The sequence below is a fragment of the Dokdonella sp. genome (assembly GCF_019634845.1).
GTDB lineage: Bacteria > Pseudomonadota > Gammaproteobacteria > Xanthomonadales > Rhodanobacteraceae > Dokdonella_A.
Genome location: NZ_JAHCAQ010000006.1, coordinates 44,745 through 62,856, shown reverse-complemented (window position 1 = coordinate 62,856; position 18,112 = coordinate 44,745). Strand labels below are relative to the sequence as shown.

The 18,112-nt window shown below is 68.6% G+C and carries 10 protein-coding genes; 7 read left to right on the top strand and 3 right to left on the bottom strand.

What is annotated here, in order from left to right:
* Positions 1-78 precede the first annotated feature (78 nt).
* A complete protein-coding gene (locus KF903_RS05880) occupies positions 79-1,263 on the top strand; it encodes a PLP-dependent transferase (protein ID WP_291212324.1) in 1,185 nt (394 codons plus the stop codon).
* 81 nt (positions 1,264-1,344) lie between these two features.
* Here KF903_RS05880 and KF903_RS05875 read toward each other — a convergent pair whose 3' ends face one another.
* Entirely contained in the window at positions 1,345-3,546 is a 2,202-nt protein-coding gene (locus tag KF903_RS05875) for a TonB-dependent siderophore receptor (protein WP_291212321.1), read from the bottom strand.
* Between the two features lie 359 nt (positions 3,547-3,905).
* Between KF903_RS05875 and KF903_RS05870 the strand changes: the two genes are divergently transcribed.
* Positions 3,906-4,880: a hemerythrin domain-containing protein gene (locus tag KF903_RS05870; protein ID WP_291212319.1), complete on the top strand. Its 975-nt coding sequence runs from the start codon at positions 3,906-3,908 to the stop codon at positions 4,878-4,880.
* Here KF903_RS05870 and KF903_RS05865 read toward each other — a convergent pair.
* Positions 4,841-6,271, bottom strand: coding sequence for a GGDEF domain-containing protein (locus KF903_RS05865; protein ID WP_291212316.1), 1,431 nt, complete (start codon positions 6,269-6,271; stop codon positions 4,841-4,843). The genes KF903_RS05870 and KF903_RS05865 overlap by 40 nt on opposite strands.
* Positions 6,272-6,562: 291 nt before the next feature.
* Between KF903_RS05865 and KF903_RS05860 the strand changes: the two genes are divergently transcribed.
* Together KF903_RS05860 and KF903_RS05855 are read left to right on the top strand one after the other, a co-directional pair.
* Positions 6,563-7,876: a GGDEF domain-containing protein gene (locus tag KF903_RS05860; protein ID WP_291212313.1), complete on the top strand. Its 1,314-nt coding sequence runs from the start codon at positions 6,563-6,565 to the stop codon at positions 7,874-7,876.
* Positions 7,877-7,989: 113 nt separating this feature from the next.
* Positions 7,990-10,062 (top strand): EAL domain-containing protein, encoded by a 2,073-nt coding sequence (locus tag KF903_RS05855; RefSeq protein ID WP_291212310.1) that lies wholly within the window; start codon positions 7,990-7,992, stop codon positions 10,060-10,062.
* Positions 10,063-11,484: 1,422 nt separating this feature from the next.
* On the opposite strand, the gene KF903_RS05850 is transcribed toward KF903_RS05855, so the two are convergent.
* On the bottom strand, positions 11,485-12,321 hold the full coding sequence (locus KF903_RS05850; RefSeq protein ID WP_291212308.1) for an isocitrate lyase/phosphoenolpyruvate mutase family protein: 837 nt from the start codon (positions 12,319-12,321) through the stop codon (positions 11,485-11,487).
* A 164-nt stretch (positions 12,322-12,485) separates the two neighbouring features.
* On the opposite strand from KF903_RS05850, the gene KF903_RS05845 reads away from it, so the two are divergent.
* From KF903_RS05845 to KF903_RS05835, 3 genes are all read left to right on the top strand, one after another.
* Positions 12,486-13,637, top strand: a complete 1,152-nt coding sequence (locus KF903_RS05845; RefSeq protein WP_291212306.1) for an efflux RND transporter periplasmic adaptor subunit — start codon at positions 12,486-12,488, stop codon at positions 13,635-13,637.
* A gap of 49 nt (positions 13,638-13,686) precedes the next feature.
* Positions 13,687-16,797, top strand: a complete 3,111-nt coding sequence (locus KF903_RS05840; protein WP_291212303.1) for an efflux RND transporter permease subunit — start codon at positions 13,687-13,689, stop codon at positions 16,795-16,797.
* A 154-nt stretch (positions 16,798-16,951) separates the two neighbouring features.
* Complete coding sequence (locus KF903_RS05835) at positions 16,952-18,103, top strand: SPFH domain-containing protein (protein ID WP_291212300.1); 1,152 nt, start codon at positions 16,952-16,954, stop codon at positions 18,101-18,103.
* The last annotated feature ends 9 nt before the right edge of the window (positions 18,104-18,112 follow it).

The window sequence follows — 18,112 nt, the reverse complement described above, 5'->3', positions numbered from 1 at the left end:
GAAATAGGCTTCGGTCATGCGCCGTGGGACCGAATCATGTTCCACAATGTTGCCATATTGCCGCTGCGGGGGAACGTCATGCCTCATTTCGACACGATGGCCGTGCATGCCGGCCGCGACGATTTCGCCACGCTGTGCGTGCATGCCCCGCCACTGGACCTGTCGACGACCTATCCGATTCACGACCTCGACACCGGCACCGCCAGCTTCGACGCCCTCGTCGCCGGTGCGGCGCAGGCGGCGAACCCGATCTACGCGCGCCTGCACAACCCGACCGTGGCGCGCACCGAAGCGGCCATCGCCGCGCTCGAAGGCACCGAGGCCTGCGTGGCGTTTGCCTCGGGCATGGCCGCGCTGACCGCCGTGCTGCTCGAACGCAGCCAGCATGGCAAGCATGTGCTCGTGGTGCGACCGCTGTACGGAACCTCCGACCACCTGCTCGCGAGTGGCCTGTGCGGCATCGAGGCCGAGTTCGTCGCGGCCGACGAGATCGCCGCGCGGCGCCGCGCCGACACTTGCCTGGTGGTGATCGAGACGCCGTCCAATCCGACCCTCAACCTCGTCGACATCGGCGCCGTGGTTGCCGCCGCGGGCCCGGTTCCCGTGCTCGTGGACTCGACCTTCGCCACCCCGGTGTTGCAACGCCCGGCGCGGCATGGCGCAAGCTGGGTCCTGCACAGTGCGACCAAGTTCCTCGGCGGCCATGGCGATGTCATCGCCGGCGTCGTGTGCTGCGACCAATCGCGTGCGACGGCGCTGCGCACGGTGCGCGCCGCGACCGGTGCGCTGCTGCATCCGCTGGCTGCCTGGCTGCTGCATCGCGGCCTGCCGACGCTGCCGCTGCGCGTGGAACGCGCGCAGGCCAATGCGCAGCTCATCGCGCAGCGCCTCGGCGCGCATCCGGCCGTGGCCAGGGTGTTCTATCCGGGCCTGCCCGGCAACGCCAACGCGCACCTGCTCGGCACCCAGATGAGCGGCCCCGGCGCGCTCATTGCGTTCGAGGTGCACGGCGGCCACGCCGCCGCGGCGGCGGTCATGGCCGCGGTCAAGGTGATGACACCGGCGGTCAGTCTCGGCTCGGTCGACACCTTGATCCAGCACCCCGCCGGGCTCACCCACCGCGTGCTCGATGCGGCTACGCGCGCCGCCAGCGGCATCACGCCCGGATTGCTGCGCCTGTCGGTCGGCATCGAACACGGTGAGGACCTGTGGAACGACCTGGCGCAGGCATTGACGGCATCGACCGGCACCGGCGTGGTGTGAGCGCGCCACACCACGCCGACGCACAACGGCCGATGCGCTGCGCGCGGCCGGGCGCAGCCGCGTCGCAGCGCACGGCCGCGGTCAGAAGCGCAGGCTCGCGCCGATGCGGATCGCGCGCGGCGAGCCGGGCGTGATGTTGTTGTTGCTGTTGGCGTTGAGGTAGTACTTGCGATCGAGCAGGTTCTCGATGTTGGCCTGCAGCCGCAGCTGGTCGTTGACGGTCCAGTACAGCGCCGCATCGAGGCGCGTGTAGCCCGGCAGGGTCACCTTGTTGTCGGTGGCGGCGTACATCGCGTCGCGGTAAATGACGCCCAAACCGGCGCCCCAGTGCGGCGTGAAGTCGTAGCGGTTCCACAGCGAGAACGAGTTCTCGGGCAATTGCGCCAATCGCGCCCCGGCCGGCGCGCTCGCCGACAACGTGCGCGTGATGCGGCCATCCTGGCGCGCATAGCCGCCAGTCACCTGCCAGGCCTCGGTGATGTGGCCCGACAGACCGAGCTCGACGCCCTTGACGCGCTGGCCATCGATGAGGATCAACCGGGTCGAGTCGTTGGGGTCGGTCACCGCGATGTTGCTGCGCTCGAGCCGATACACGGCCAGCGTCGCCGCCAGCTCGCTGCCGAGATCCCACTTGGCACCGACCTCGATGTTGCGGAACTTCTCGGGATCGAGCGCCTGGTTGCTCAGGTTGAGCGAGGCGAGCTGGTCACCCGAACGCGGCTGGTAGGCCACGCTGTAGCTCGCATACAGCGACAGCGGCTCGATCGGCGCATAGATGAGACCGGCGCGCGGCGACACCGGCGTGTCGGTGGCCGACAGCGTGCTGCCGTTGCGGTTGTTGTGCAGGTCGACCGCAAAGCGGTCGTAGCGCAGGCCCAGCACCGCGCGCAGTTGCGGCGTCAACTCGATCTGGTCCTGCAGGTAGGCGGCCAGCGTGTCGGCGGTGCCGGAATTGTTCGCATCGGTCGCGCTCTGGCGGAACGTGACCGGTCCGGCCGTATACGGATTGCCGACCGGCACACTGATCGAGGTGACATCGGCACCGACGCCGGTGAAGTAGCCGGTGCGGCGGAAATTGTCGGTGTCCTGGCGCCCCAGCTCGATGCCGGCCAGCAGTTCATGGCGCAGGCTGCCGGTGGCGAAGGCAAGGCTGAGGTCGGTCTGGTTGAACACGTTGCTGCGATCGGTGGCATTGCTGTAGGCCGCCAGCGCAACCTCGGTACCGGCAGCATTGACCGCGCCCGGGAACACGTTCTGGTAGAACTTGGCGTAATCGGCCAGCCGCGTGCGGTTGCGCAGCCCAACACCGTTGTCGAACTGGTGATCGAGCAGCACGTTCAGCGCATCGATCGTGGCGTGGTTGGGGCTGAGCCGGGCATTGCCGAAAAAGGTCGCCGGGTCGGTCGCGAGCGGACGTCCCTGGAACGAAGGTATGCCGCGGTCGCCGGTGCGCTCATCGTGGAAATGCTCGTAGCCGGCGCTCAGCAGCGTGCTGTCGCCGAGCCGCCATGACAGGGTCGGGTTGAGGCCCCAGCGCTCGAGTTCATAGCCATCACGGTAGCTGTCGCTGCGCTCGTACACGCCGTTCAGGCGCAGCGCGAGCTGCTCGCTGACGGCCTGGTTGACGTCGCCGGTGAAGCGGCGGTCGTTCCACGAGCCGAGCGTAAGCCCGACCTCGCGCGCATCGTTCCACTCGGCAACCTTGGACACGCGGTTGATGACGCCGCCCGAACCGCCGCGGCCGAAGATCATGGCGTTGGGCCCCTTGAGCACTTCGACACGATCGATGTTGTACAGGTCGCGGAAGTACTGCACGTCGTCGCGGATGCCGTCGATGTAGAAATCGGCGGTCGAGCTGCTGCCGCGGATGACGGCCGTGTCGCGGTTGCCCTCGCCCTGCGCGAAGCTCACGCCAGGCACATAGCGCGACGCCTCGGCCATGCTCTGCACGGCAAGATCGCGGATCTCGTCACGGGTGACGACGCTGATCGCCTGCGGGATGTTGCGCAGCGGCGTGTCGGTCTTGGTGGCGGTGGACGAACGCTGCGCACGATAGCCCTTGGCCGGAAAGCCCGTGACCTCGACCGAGTCGAGTTCGGGAGGGGCATCGTCGGGTGCAGCATCGGGCGTGTCGGACATCGCCGCGGACGTCGCCGCGGCTGGCGCAGCCATCGCCGGAGCGAACGCGACGGGCAGCACGCTGCCGCAGACCAGAGCCAAGGCAAGCGCGAGCGGGCGGTGCAGCAGCGCCGGTTGCGCAACCGGCAGGCAGGAACGATCCATCGAAAATCCTTTCGTGGCAGAAATGGGAGGTCGTGACGAACCGCGTCGCCGCTGGTGCTGCCGCGCAGCGCGCGTCCGGCCGCATGCCGGGGCACTGGCGACCTTGCCGCAGGCGGTCGTGGTTCAGTGGCGCGCATAAGAACACAGATGCGAATGATTCGCAATCGTGTACGATGCGCCAATCTGCCGCGATTCGATCCATGCCGCGCAGCGCGCGATGCGGCACCATCGCAAGCCGGCCACGTCGATCACCCGCCGCACGCGAGCGCGCTGGCGGCAAGGGGCACGGCAGGCGACCCATCCCACGTTGGCGATACCCTCCCATGGCCTGCGTCCACGACTCCGCCCCCACGCCGCACATGCGTCAGCTCGGTCGCTCGCGCCCCTATGACCTCGCCAGCCTGCCCGCGCGCCTGCGCCAATGGCATGCGCCGCGCGCCAATCGCTGGGAATGCCTGCAGGTCATCCGCGGACCACTCGCGATCCAGTGGCTCGACGATGGCGGCATCAGCGACCTCGAACTCGACCGCGGTGAGCTGCGCTGGATCGCGCCGGGCACGCGCTGGCGCGTGGGTGACGGTCACGCCGAGGCGAGCTTCGTGCTCGAAATCCACGCCGACGATGCCACCGCCGCGGCTGCGCCGCAGGCCCTGCGTGCGGCCTTGCTCGACGCGGCCCCGGTCATCGTGGCAGCCGATCCTGCGGCGCTCAGCGAGGTGTTGGCCACGCTCGCCGCGGGCAGCCACTGCCTGCTGCGCACGCCGTTCGATCCGAGCGCATCGATTCGCGCCGCGCTCGACGCCGGCGCGGGCGCGCTCGGCTGGCATCCACTGCAGGCGGACGAGGCCGAGCACGTCGTGCTGCTCGTGCATGCGTCGCAGCCGATTGGCCTGCTCGAGTACCTCGGACGCGATCACGCGGTGATCGAAGCGGCGCTGGCCGGTGCCTTGCGCGGCGATGCACAGCGCATGCGCTGGCTGCGCAACGCGCTGGCGCGCCACCTCGTCATCGAGGAGCAGTTGCTGTTCCCGGCCTATCTGGCCGCGGGTGGGCGCGCGGGCTGGGTACGCGGCCTGTGCAACGAACACGCCCTGCTGCGCCGCGATCTCGAACGCCTGCACGATGCGGGCGCGCGGCGCCGCTTCCTGCTGCTGCTCGACGGCCACGACGAAAAGGAGGAACAGATCGTCTATCCCGACATCATCGCGCGCGCCGTGGCCGGCGACGACGCACTGACGCGCGCCGTGCTGCACCTGGCCCTGCCTGCGGCATCAGGCGCCCTGGCGACGGCCACTCACGGCAACAGCACGGGGCCGGCTGCGAGCACGCCCTGACAGGGGCCGCCGTCGAACATGAGCCGGTCGCGGCCCTGCTGCTTGCTGCAGTACAGCGCCTGGTCGGCGCGGTGCAGCACCACCTCGCCTGCCTCGCCGGCAGCCGCGATCGTGGCGCCGATGCTGACCGTGACCGGCCGCAATGGCCAGGCGTGCTGTCGAAATGCGACGAGGATGCGCTGCGCCACCCGTTCGGCGCGCTCGGCATCACTGTCGGGCAGCACGATGACGAATTCCTCACCGCCATAACGCGCCACCAGATCACGCGGGCGCACCTCGCCGCGCAGCAGGCGTCCGGTCGCACGCAGCACCTCATCACCGGCCTGATGACCGAAACTGTCGTTGAAGCGCTTGAAGTGGTCGAGGTCGAGCATCAGCACGGCCACGGTGGTGCCGGGTATGGCCTCGGCCAACAGGACGGCGAACGTCTCGTCGAAACCTCGCCGGTTGACGAGACCAGTCAGCCCGTCGGTATGGGCGTCCTCGCGCAGCGCCAGCACGGTGCGGCGCTGGCGCTCGCTGCGATCGAGCAGGAATGCCACCCACACGATCATCGTCGCCACCGTGCCACCGGTGGCGACGCTGGCCATCGCCAGCGTCAGCGCCGGCGACAGCCGCCACCACGACTGCATGAGCGTGAGCAGGAACGTCAGCAGCACGGGCAGCAGCAGCGCCGGCAGGATCAGGCGCCGCGCCACCGCACCACCGACGCTGTCGGCAACCGCGATGCGGGTGAGACCCCGGGTCGGCTCCGACGACAGCCAGGCCAGCGCCAGCAGCAGCAGGGTCAAGGCCGTCATCACCGGCAACTGCGCGAGCAGGTCCGATTCGCCGCCGGCCAGCACGGGCCCGTACGACGCGGCGGACCCCATCGCGATCGCGATCACGGCGAACGCACAGACTTCGCGCAGCCACGCGCTGCAGCGCGCCACCACACCGGCCCCGAGTGCACCGATGAGTGCGAAGCCGAGTGCGGCGACCGGCGTCATGTGGTTGAACGGCCGCCCCGTGGCGACCAGCAGCCAACGATCGAGCCCATGCGCGCCCAGTCCATTCCAGCCGCTCACGTAGCCGACCAGTTCGGCGCCACCGAACACGGCCAGCAGCAGCGACAGCACGATGCTCGTGCGCGGTGCGCGCGGGGCCAGCAGCATGGCTGCGGCAGCGATGAGGCCCGCCACTGCGGCCCCTACCCGCATGATCAGCGACGAGTCGAGCACAGGCTGCAGCCCCTGCAGATTGCTGCCCCAGCCGACCAACACGGCCAGCGAAGCCAGCAGCACGAGCTTGCCGATCACGCGCGAGAACGCGATGAACCCGCGCACCACACTGGCGTTGTAACGGATGTCCTCGGCCACCATCCCCGGTTTCCTCGATGCTGCATCGGTCATCGGCCGCGCCACTGCACCTGCCGCGGCGCGCGTTGCCATGCGGTCGAACGCATCCCAGACCGTTGCAGCGCCGTCTGGCGCCGGCCGCTGCTGCGCCAACGCAAGCTCCGGCCGCCGGCCAACCCGCGACATGCGGACTGCAAAGCACGAATCATGCCCGTTTCGCGCTTGCGGCGGCAGCCGCCTCGATGCCGCTGGCGCGAACTTTGCATTTCGTCACAAGGATGCACTTGCGCCGATGGCGCAGGTGCATGATGGAGCGCGTCGGCCACACCGAGCGGAGGCCCCGACATGAAAACCCGTGACCCAGGCGACACCACGGCCGGTCTGGCCAGCATTGACGGCACGCAGGAAGCACCCGCCGCCGCACCGATGCAGCGCTACCTGCTGCTGCTCGTCCTGTTGGCAGTGGCCTGCGCGGCGGCGACGGCTGCCGCCCAGGTGTTCCTGCCGCAGGCAGCGGATGCGGCCCGGGTTCTGGTCGGGGCCATGCTGTTCCTCGTGCTGGCGGCGCCGATCGTGTGGTACCAGTTGCTGGCACCGCTGCTCGCCGGGCACGCGCGGCGGCTCGGTGAACAGACCACCAAGGCAAACCTGGCCGAAGATCGCCTGCGCGCGCACGAGACCGATGCGCGCCTGCAGCATGCGCTGGAGATTGCCGAGGACGAGCCGGCGGTGCTGCGCATCGCCGAGCAGGCGCTCAGGGCCGTGGCCGGCGCAGGCGGTGCGCAACTGCTGCTGGCCGACGATCCCGACGGCGATGTCAGCCACACGATCACCGTGGGCGACATGGAGCCGGCCGCGCGCTGCGTCATCCGCCGCCCTGCCGACTGTCCGTCGATCCGCCGCGGCCAAGGCCTCGTGTACGAGGACGGCATGGCCCTGAGCGCGTGTCCGGGCCTCAGTGGCCAGATCGATACCGGCTGCGCCGCCGCCTGCACGCCGATTTTCACCGGCGGGCGCGGTACCGGCATGGTCCGCGCACTGGGTACGGCCGACGACCCGGCGCTGTACCGGCTGCTGCAATCACTCAATTTCAACGCCCACAAGGTCGGGACCCGCCTGGCCGGCATCCGCTCGGTGGCAGCGTCCGAGGCCAAAGCCACCACCGATCCGCTGACCGGCCTGCACAACCGCCGCGCGCTCGATGCAAGGCTGGCGATCCTGCTCGACCAGCAGGCGCCGTTTGCGCTCGTCATCGCCGACATCGACCACTTCAAGAAGATCAACGACAACCACGGCCACGAAGTTGGCGATCGCGCGCTCAAGGTGCTGGCCAGCGCACTACGGCAGACCGTGCGCCGCCACGATCTCGTCTGCCGCTTTGGCGGCGAGGAGTTCGTGATCCTGCTCGTGGGCCTCGACGCCGGCGCCGCAGCCGAACTGCTCGAGCGCCTGCGCGCGGAACTGCCGCGCGCCACCACGCGCGGCGGCGTGCCCGCCTTCACGATCAGCGCCGGCGTGGTCGACCAGCAGGACGGTCCCGATGGCGAGGCGCTGCTGCGCATCGCCGACGGCCTGCTGTACGAAGCCAAGTCGCAGGGGCGCGATCGTGTGCGGGTCAGCCCGCGATCGGCCACGGCCGCGCTGCCAGCCGGCTCATGAAACCGCTCGACGCAAGCTGCGCGCTGCGCGCATGATCGCGTCATGGGCGCAACCGCGGATGCGGCCTGCACCAGGCATCAGGACGCGCCCAACCCGAATCGAGGTGTGAGTCCGTGCGGCGCCCGAACGACGATGAACACGACAGCGGCCACGCCACCGCAGCCGCCGCTGCCGAGTGGGTACTGGCGATGCTGGCCGAAGTCGCAGCGGCACCCGCCGAGATGGTGGTACCACTGCTGGAATCGCGCCTGGCGCGGCTGCCTGGCGTCGCCGCCGCGCGTTTCCATCCGGCCGGCGCGACGGTGGCAGCGGCCGCCCACCGTCTGGTGCTCGCCGCCGGCGGCAGCGAGTTCGGCACGGTATCGCTGCACGTCGACGACGAGGTGTCGTTCGCCACTTGGCTGCCGCTGCTGCCGACGCTGGGCGCCGTGCTCGAGCAACTGCTGCAACGGCCCGCGCTCGCCCGGCAGCTCGACGAGTGCGGACAGCAGCTGCGCAACAGCGAGCAGCGCTTCCGTGACCTGTTCGATCACCTGCCCGATCCCTGCTGGCTGATCGAACGCGGCCACTTCACCGACTGCAACCGCGCCGCGGTGGCGCTGCTCGGCTACGCGCATCGCGAGGACATCCTGCAACATCCCTCGCGGCTGTCACCGCAACGGCAACCCGATGGTCGGCTCTCGTTCGACAAGGCCGAGGAAATGATGCAGACCGCCCTGCGCGAGGGCGTGCATCGCTTCGAATGGGAACACCAGCGCGCCGACGGCTCCTGCTTCCCGGCTGAAGTCACCCTCGCCCGCATCCGCATCGAGGGCCACGATGCGTTGTACTGCGTGTGGCGCGACATCACCCAGCGCAAGCGCGTCGAGCAGCAGGCCTATGACCTGGCCTTCTTCGACCCGCTCACCCACCTGCCCAACCGGCGCCTGCTGCACGACCGGCTGGAACAGGCCATGGCCAACAGCGTGCGCAGCGGCTGCCATGGCGCCCTCGCCTACCTCGACCTGGACCATTTCAAGGTACTCAACGACACCCGCGGCCACGACGTGGGCGACCGCCTGTTGGCGCAGGTGGCGCTTCGGCTGCGCGACGTGGTGCGCGGCAGCGACACGGTTGCGCGGATGGGCGGCGACGAATTCGTGGTGTTGATCCAGCCGCTGGACGAGAACGCGGAAATCGCCGCCACGCAGGCCCACCGCATTGGCGAGCAGATCCTTGCGGTACTCGCCGCCGCCTGTGATGTCGAGTCGATGCCCTGGCATGGCAGCGCCAGCATCGGCATCGCGCTGTTCCACGGCCACGGACTGCCTGCGCGCGAAGTGCTCAAGCGCGCCGACCTGGCGATGTACCAGGCCAAGGCAGCCGGCCGCAACGCGCTGCGCTTCTTCGATCCGTCGATCCAGGTGCGCGTCGCCGCGCGCGCCCAGCTCGAGGCGGACCTGCGCCTGGCCCTGGCCGGCCGACAATTGACGCTGCAGTATCAGCCGCAGGTCGACGCCTGCGGCCACTGCATCGGCGTCGAGGCGCTGCTGCGCTGGCAGCACCCACAGCGTGGCGCGGTCGCACCGATCGAGTTCATCACGCTGGCCGAGGAAACCGGACTCATCACCTCGATCGGGCAGTGGGTGCTCGGCGAAGCCTGCCGCGTGCTCGACGGCTGGACCCGCCAGCCCGCGTTCGCGCGCCTGCAACTCGCAGTCAATGTCAGCGCGCGCCAGTTCTATCAGGGCAACTTCGTCGCCAGCGTGAGCGAGCTGCTGCGGACGCACGACATCGAGCCGTCGCGACTGCGACTGGAACTGACCGAAAGCATGCTGCTCGGCAACCTCGACCATGCCATCGACACCATGCGCGAACTCAAGGACATCGGCGTGCGCTTCTCGCTCGACGACTTCGGCACGGGCTATTCCTCGCTCAACTATGTCAAGCGCCTGCCGATCGACCAGATCAAGATCGACCAATCCTTCGTGCGCGACATCCACACCGACGCCAACGACGCCGCGATCTGCCGCGCGGTCATCGCCATGGGACGCAGCCTCGGCCTCAGCACGGTGGCCGAGGGCGTGGAAACCGCGCAGCAGTGGGAGTTCCTGGCTGGCGAAGGCTGTGATGCGGCGCAGGGCTACCTGTACGCCCCGCCACTCGCGCTCGATGCCTTCGCGGACTGGCTGCGCGAGCACGGTTGATCGCCGGTCGCGGGTCGCGCGACTCCGCGCACGGTGGTGGTGGGTTTGTTTCGCATGAGCGAGGCGGCTTGCGTCGGTTGGCTTGGACGCTGATTCGATCGTTGGCTTCTTTGCGAAAACCGACTCACGTCCGTGGTGGGTTCGTTGTGCATCGGTGGGCGGCTTGCGCCGGTTGGTTTTTGGGCTGGTGCCATCGTTGGCTGGTGTGCGAGTGCCGACTCACGTCCGTGGTGGGTTCGTCCCGCATCCCTGCGGGCCGGTTCCTTTTCTTTGCATGCCCAAAGAAAAGGAACCAAAAGAAAGGGCACCCCACCGGCCACGGTCGCGCGCCGTCGGCGCGCGACTGCGCGCGGGCGCTACGGGGGTTTGCCGACAGTGCATCCGTGCACTGACGGCAAACGCGGCGCGATCCCTCGCGCCGCCCCTGCGGGCCTGCCCTTCGCCCCCGCGCCGTGGCCAAAGGGGAATATGGCCAGCATGCAAGGACAGTGGGCGTACTCACGGTGTGGGCTTGGGCGCGCAGGAGCGCGCTGCTTTTCCCGGCCCGGTGGATGTGTGGACGAACCCACCCTGGCCGACGTGAGTCGGTTTTTCGCGAAGACGCAGCCGGATTCGCGGAGTACGTCTGCTGCACGTCAGCGGACTTGGGCGCGCAGGAGCGCTGTTCCCCGGCCCGTCGGCGCGACGGACGGCGGCCGAAGCGGCCCGTGGGGAGCGCGAGGGATTTGCCTATTGCGCCGTCAGCACATGGAGGTGCTGTCGGCGCAACCGGGCCGCCGGGTGGACCTTGCGCACAGGGAGGTGCGCAAGGCGGCGCCGCGAGGGCTGCCCTTTTGGTGACTTTCTCTTGGGCAAGAGAAGGCGAACTGCGTCTGCAGGATGCGGACTGAACCCACCACGGACGTGAGTCGGTTTTTCGCGAAGACGCAGCCGGATTCGCGGAGCATGGTCTGGGCGACGCGTCAATATGGGCTTGGGCGCGCAGGAGCGCGCTGCGTTTCCGGCCCGCCGGCAGACGGACGGCGGCCGAAGCGGCCTGCAGGAGCGCGAGGATCGCACATTGCGCCGTCAGCACACGGAGGTGCTGTCGGCGCAACCGGCCGCCGGGAGTGGACCTTGCGCACAGGAGGTGCGCAAGGCGGCGCCGTGAGGGCTGCCCTTCTCTTTGGTGACTTTCTCTTGGGCAAGCAAGAGAAAGACACCGGCCCGCAGGGATGCGGGACGAACCCACCACGGACGTGAGTCGGTCTTCGCAAAGAAGCCAACGATCGAATCAGCGCCCAAGCCAACCGGCGCAAGCCGCCCACCGATGCGCAACAAACCCACCACGAACCTGAGTCGGTTGTCGCGCCAGGGCCGACCAACGACCAAAACCCCGACACCCCACCGACGCCAGCCACCTCCGCACAGCACACGCACGCTTCAGTGCGCGTCGAACAGCGCCTGCATGTCGGCATAGCCGAAGGTCGAGTCGAGCGCGTCGAAGTGGCCGCTGTCGCGCATGGCCAGGGCCGCGTCGCGCGCGGCGGCGTAGGCGCGCGTTGCCAGCCGCGTGGCCGTGCTCACGCGCGCCACGCCCAGGCGTGCCAGCTCGGCGATGGCGGGCATTCCGGTGCGGGCGCCGATGTTGACGGGTGCATCGATGGCGGAGCACAGGCGTCCGATCACCGCAGGTTCGGCCAGGGCGATCGGGTAGATGCAGTCGGCGCCGGCGGCCAGGTAGGCGCGGGCGCGGTCCAGGCAGTCGGCGATCCGCGCTTGCTCGTTCGCCGTGCCGGCGACGATCCAGCTGTCGATGCGCGCATTGATCACCAATGGCAGGCCGCAGGCGTTGGCGGCTGCACGCGCGGCGGCGATGCGCGCGGCGGCGGCGTCGATCGGGCGCAGGCGGGCATGGGCAATGCCGTCCTCGAGGTTGATGCCGACCGCGCCGGTCGCGATGAGCGCGGTCACGTTGGCGTGCACCTGGTCCGGCGACGCGCCGTAGCCGCCTTCGAAATCGACCGTTACCGGCACCGGCGTGACGCGCGTGATGCGCGCCACCGCGGCCAGCATTTCATCCAGCGGCAGCCGTTCGCCATCGGCCCAACCGAGCGACCAGGCGACGCCGCCGCTGGTCGTGGCCACGGCGGGAAAACCGAGCCGGGCCAGCATGCAGGCGCTGGCGGCATCCCAGGCATTGGGCAGCAGCAGCAGCTGCCGGCGGTCATGCAGCGCGCGCAGGCGCTGCGCCGCCGCAATCTGAATGGAGCGTTCCATCACGCATCTCCGCAACCAAGGCAAGCGGCGATGGTGCCACCCGCAGTGGCCTGCTGCGGCCCGTGACCTCCGGGCCACGACAAATGGGATCGATTCCTGTTCTAATACCGGGCTTGGCCCTGGCTTGCCAGCGGCCTCCCCCTCTTACTTACCGAGGACCGCGCATGACCGCGCGCACCCAACGCATACCCAGTACCCGCCGCCGCATGATCCTCATGCTGCTGCTGGTCGGCTCGCTGCTGACGCTCCTGATCGGCTGGAACGTGCTCGGCCGGATCATGATGAAAAAGGCCGTCGCCAACATGCCGGTGCCGGTGCAGACCGTGAGCACGGCCAAAGCCGCCTACTCCGACTGGCAGCCGCTGCAGGCCGCGATCGGCAGCTTGCGCGCGAGCCGTGGCGCCGACCTCGCCTTCGACGTATCGGGCGTGATCCAGTCCGTCAACTTCAAGTCAGGCGACCGCGTGCAGGAAGGCCAGTTGCTGGTGCAGCTGCGCGACGAGGACGACGCCGCCCTGCTCAACCAAGCCGAAACCGCCGCCGCGCTGGCCAAGCTCACCCTCGACCGCGCCCAGCGCCAGATCGCGGTCAAGGCGATCAGCCAGGCCGACTACGACAACATCGCCGCCGACTTCAAGGCCAAGCAGGCCAGCGTGCAGTACGCCCGCGTGATCCTCGGCAAGAAGCAGTTGCGGGCGCCATTCGCAGGTCGCGCCGGCATCATCACGCTCAGCCCCGGCGCCTACGTCAGCGCCGGCAGCGCCGTCGTGACACTGCAGCAGCTCGATCCGATCCGCGTCGACTTCCAGGTACCGCAACGCGACCTGGCGCAGCTCGCGGTCGGCCAGCACGCCGTGCTGCGCAGCGATGCGCATGCGGGTCGCGAATTCGCCGCCACCCTCAACGCGATCGAGCCCAGGATCGACATCGACACGCGCAACGTGCGCGCGGAAGCGGTGGCCGACAACGCCGACGGCCAGCTCGTGCCGGGCATGTACGTCAAGGTCGCGGTCGATGTCGGCACGCCGACCCGCCAGCTCACGCTGCCGCAGAGCGCGATCACGTTCAACCCGTATGGCCAGACCGTGTTCGTCGTCAAGCCGGGCAGCGGCAAGGACGCCCCGCCGACGGCGCAGCAGGCCTTCGTCACCACCGGCGCCACGCGCGGCGACCAGATCGCGGTGCTGTCGGGCCTCGAGGAAGGCGCCGAAGTCGTCACCAGCGGCCAGCTCAAGCTCAAGAACGGCACGCCGCTGGCGATCGACAACAGCCACCCGCCTGCGAACGATCCCAATCCGCGGCCGCAGGAACAGTGATCCGCCGACGGCAGGTTCCTGCCATCGCTCGCCATCGACAAGACCCGCCATGAAATTCACCGATCTGTTCATCAACAAGCCGGTCCTGGCGATCGTGGTCAGCCTGCTGATCCTCGTGCTCGGCCTGCGCGCGGCCAGCGACCTCTCGATCCGCCAGTATCCCAAGACCGAGAACGCGGTGGTGACCGTCACCACCACCTATTTCGGTGCCGACGCGGCGACCGTGGCCGGGTTCATCACCCAGCCGCTCGAGGCCGCCATCGCGCAGGCGCAGGGCATCGATTACCTGTCCTCGTCGAGCCTGACCGGGGTGTCCACGATCAGCGCCACGCTCAAGCTCAACTACGACTCCAACCGCGCGCTGACCGAGATCCAGACCCAGATCAGCGCGGTGCGCAACCAGCTGCCGGCGCAGGCGCAGCAGCCGGTGGTGTCGGTGCAGGTCGGCGAAACCACGGCCGCGATGTACATGGGCTTCAACAGCGCCACCCTGCCGTCCAACAACATCACCGACTACGTGATCCGCATGGTCAAGCCGCGGCTCGACGCGATCGACGGCGTCCAGACCGCCGAAGTGCTCGGTGGGCGCCAGTTCGCGCTGCGCGCCTGGATGGACCCGGCGCGCATGGCCGCCCATGGCGTGACCGCAGCCGATGTCTACTCGGCACTGGCCGCCAACAACTACCTGACCGCGGTCGGCGCCACCAAGGGCCAGGCGGTGACGGTCGCCCTCACCGCCGACACCGACCTGCACGACGTCGGCCAGTTCCGCCAGCTCGTGGTCAAGCGCAACGGCACCGCGCTGGTGCGGCTGGAGGACGTGGCCAACGTCGTGCTCGGTGCCGAAGATTACGACTCGGCGGTGGCCTTCGATGGCAAGCAGTCGGTGTTCCTCGGCATCAAGAGCGCCCCCGACGCCAACGTGCTCGACGTGGCTGCGCGCGTGCGCGACGCCTTTCCCGAGATCCAGGCGCAGTTGCCCAGCGGCATCAAGGGCACGATCGCCTACGACGCGACCGAATTCATCAACACCTCGATCGAGGAAGTGGTCAAGACCCTGATCGAGGCGCTGCTGATCGTCACCTTGGTGATCTTCCTGTTCATGGGCAGCCTGCGCGCGGTGCTGATTCCGCTGGTGGCGATGCCGCTGTCGCTGATCGGCGCGTTTTTCGTGATGCTCGTGCTCGGCTACTCGATCAACCTCATCACGCTGCTGGCGCTCGTGCTCGCCATCGGCCTGGTGGTCGATGACGCGATCATCGTGGTGGAGAACATCGACCGCCACATCAAGGAAGAGGGTCGCAAGCCGCTCGAGGCGGCGCTGGTTGCCGCACGCGAGCTGGTCGGCCCGATCGTCGCGATGACGATCGTGCTGGTTGCCGTGTACGTCCCGATCGGCTTCCAGGGCGGCCTCACCGGCGCGCTGTTCACCGAGTTCGCGTTCACGCTGGCCGGCGCGGTGACGGTGTCGGCGGTGATCGCACTGGCGCTGTCGCCGATGCTCGGCTCGCGCCTGCTCAAGAGCGAGCACGGCAGCAACCGGTTCGTCGATTTCCTCGATGCACGCTTCGACAGCCTGCACGCAGGCTATCGTCGCCGCCTGGCCAGCACGCTGCAGACCTGGAGCGTGCCGGTGGTGATGGGCCTGCTGCTGCTCGGCGGCACCGCCTACCTGTTCACGCATTCGGCCACGGCACTGGCACCCGAGGAGGACCAGGGCATCGTGGCCGGCATGGGCATGGCCGCGCCCAATGCCTCGCCGCTGCAGGTGGCAAGCTACCTGACGCAGATGAATGATCGTGCCAAGGCCGTGCCCGAGGTGACGCAGACGTTCCAGTTCACGGGCTTTGCCGGCCCCAACTCGGTGTTCACCGGCGCCCAACTCAAGCCGTGGTCGCAGCGCTCGCGCAATGCCAACCAGATCCAGCAGGAGCTGCAGAAGCAGTGGAGCGGCATCGCCGGCCTCAATGCCTCGGCGTTCCAGTTTCCGCCGCTGCCGGGCGCGCAGGGCCTGCCGGTGGAAGTGGTGATGTCGAGCACCGAGCCGTTCGAGAACCTCTACGAGGTGGCCAACGGCGTGCTCGCGCGGCTGCAGAAGAGCGGACAGTTCTTCTTCGTCGACATGAACCTCAAGATCGACAAGCCGCAGAGCACGGTGCACGTCGACCGCGACCTCGTCGCGGCGCTGGGCATGACCGGGCAGGATGTCGGCAGCGCGCTCGGTGCGGCGCTCGGTGGCGGCTACGTCAACTATTTCTCGATCGCGGGACGCGCCTACAAGGTGATTCCGCAGGTGCTGCAGGTCGACCGCCTCAACCCCGACCAGGTGCTCGACTACTACCTGCGCACGCCGCAGGGTGGCGTGGTGCCGGCGGCCACGGTCGCCACCATTCGCAACGAAGTGGTGCCGCAGGCGCTGACGCGCTTCCAGCAGCTCAACTCGGTGACCTTCCAGGGCGTGCCGGTCGCGGCGCAGGGCGATGCGATCGCGCTCGTGCGCGACACCATCCGCGAGCTGGCGCCGGCCAGCTATGGCGTCGACTACTCGGGCCAGGCCCGCCAGTTCATGAACGAATCGGGCGGCTTTGCGCTCACGCTGCTGTTCGCGGTCATCATCGTCTACCTGGCGCTGGCCGCGCAGTTCAACTCGTTGCGCGATCCGATCGTGATCCTCGTGTCGGTGCCGATGGCGCTGTTCGGCGCGCTCGTGTTCATCAACCTGCTGCCCGGCATCGTCGGCATGCAGCTGATCTCGAGCCGCTGGGCCACCTCGCTCAACATCTACACCCAGGTCGGTCTTGTCACGCTGATGGGCCTGATCTCCAAGCACGGCATCCTCATCGTGGAGTTCGCCAACGAGCTGCAGCGCGCGGGCAAGAGCAAGCTCGACGCGATCGTCGAGGCGGCCTCGATCCGCCTGCGCCCGATCCTCATGACCACTGCCGCGATGGTGCTCGGCGTGGTGCCGCTGGTGATCGCCAGCGGCGCCGGTGCGGCCGGCCGCTACAACATGGGCCTGGTCATCGTCACCGGTCTCACGATCGGAACGCTGTTCACGTTGTTCGTGGTGCCGGCGTTCTACATGATGCTGAGCGAGGACCACCATGCCGAGCACGCGCACGACGTGACGTCCGACCTCGCCGCCACCGCCGCACCCTGATCGCGCCTGGGCGCCGCCGGTCGCCCCCCCCCCCGGCGGCCGGCATAACGCCGCCTGAAGGCCGTGGCGGCGCGTGTGCGCCAGACGCCGGTACAGGTATAGTTCGGCGGACACGTTGGGCGCGGTGCCCGACCACGAGTGACGAGGGGAAACCATGGGTCTCATCCAGGCAGCAGTGGGTTCGATCGGCGGCACGCTGGCCGACCAGTGGAAGGACTTCTACACCATCCCCGACGGCCTGCCGCCGACTGCGGCGCTGTTCGCCGCCGTGCCACACGGCACCAATGCCGGGCGCGGCTCCAACACCCGCGGCTCGTCCAACATCATCACCAACGGCTCCAAGATCCTGATCCCGGAAGGCTACGGCCTGCTGCTGTTCCAGGACGGCAAGATCACCGCGTTCGCGGCCGAGGCCGGTGCCTACGAATGGCAGTCCGACGACATCAATTCCAAGTCGATCTTCAGCGGCGGCGGCCTGATCGAATCACTCGTCATGCAAAGCTGGGAGCGCTTCAAGTTCGGCGGTCAGCCCGGCTCGCAGCAACTGGCGTTTTTCGTCTCGCTCAAGGAACTGCCCGACAACCGCTTCGGCACGCAGTCGGAAATCTACTGGGACGACGGCTACCTCAACGCCCAGGTCGGTGCGATGACGCGCGGGTCGTACACGCTCAAGATCGTCGACCCGATCCGCTTCGTGAAGAACTACGTGCCGGCCACCTACCTGCAGCCAGGCCAGGTGTTCGACTTCACCGACATCGACAATGCCGCAGCCAGCCAGCTGTTCAACGAGGTGGTCGGTTCGCTGGCCCCGGCGTTCAGCCTGTACACCAACGATCCGGGCAAGAACAACCGCATCACGAAGATCCAGCAGGACTCACTCGGCTTCGCCAAGAGCCTGTCATCCGCGGTCGAAAACGCCTACCAGTGGCAGACCGAGCGCGGCCTGGCCATCGTCAAGACGGCGATCGTTTCGATCGAATACGACGAGAACACGAAGGAGCTTCTCAGGACCGTGCAACGCGCCGACGCGCTGCTGGGCGCGCGCGGCAACTCCAACCTGCAGGCCAGCGTCGCGGCCGGCATGCAGTCGGCCGGCGAGAACGGTGGCGCCGCCGGCATGATGGGCATCGGCATGGCTTCGGGGATGATGGGCGGCATGGCCGGATTGCAGCAGCCGGTGGCACCGGCTGCGCCGGCGGCCGACGACCCGGTGGCCAAGCTCAAAAAGGCCAAGGACATGCTCGACCAGGGTCTCATCACCCAGGCCGACTACGACGCGCTCAAAGCCAAGGCGCTGGGCCTGTAAACCCAACCG

What these genes read in the sequence shown, in the direction of transcription:
- KF903_RS05880 (WP_291212324.1), top strand. Translation starts at nt 79, where the DNA reads ATGCCTCATTTCGACACGATGGCCGTGCATGCCGGCCGCGACGATTTC.
- KF903_RS05875 (WP_291212321.1), bottom strand. Translation starts at nt 3,546, where the DNA reads ATGGATCGTTCCTGCCTGCCGGTTGCGCAACCGGCGCTGCTGCACCGC.
- KF903_RS05870 (WP_291212319.1), top strand. Translation starts at nt 3,906, where the DNA reads ATGCGTCAGCTCGGTCGCTCGCGCCCCTATGACCTCGCCAGCCTGCCC.
- KF903_RS05865 (WP_291212316.1), bottom strand. Translation starts at nt 6,271, where the DNA reads ATGACCGATGCAGCATCGAGGAAACCGGGGATGGTGGCCGAGGACATC.
- KF903_RS05860 (WP_291212313.1), top strand. Translation starts at nt 6,563, where the DNA reads ATGAAAACCCGTGACCCAGGCGACACCACGGCCGGTCTGGCCAGCATT.
- KF903_RS05850 (WP_291212308.1), bottom strand. Translation starts at nt 12,321, where the DNA reads ATGGAACGCTCCATTCAGATTGCGGCGGCGCAGCGCCTGCGCGCGCTG.
- KF903_RS05845 (WP_291212306.1), top strand. Translation starts at nt 12,486, where the DNA reads ATGACCGCGCGCACCCAACGCATACCCAGTACCCGCCGCCGCATGATC.
- KF903_RS05840 (WP_291212303.1), top strand. Translation starts at nt 13,687, where the DNA reads ATGAAATTCACCGATCTGTTCATCAACAAGCCGGTCCTGGCGATCGTG.
- KF903_RS05835 (WP_291212300.1), top strand. Translation starts at nt 16,952, where the DNA reads ATGGGTCTCATCCAGGCAGCAGTGGGTTCGATCGGCGGCACGCTGGCC.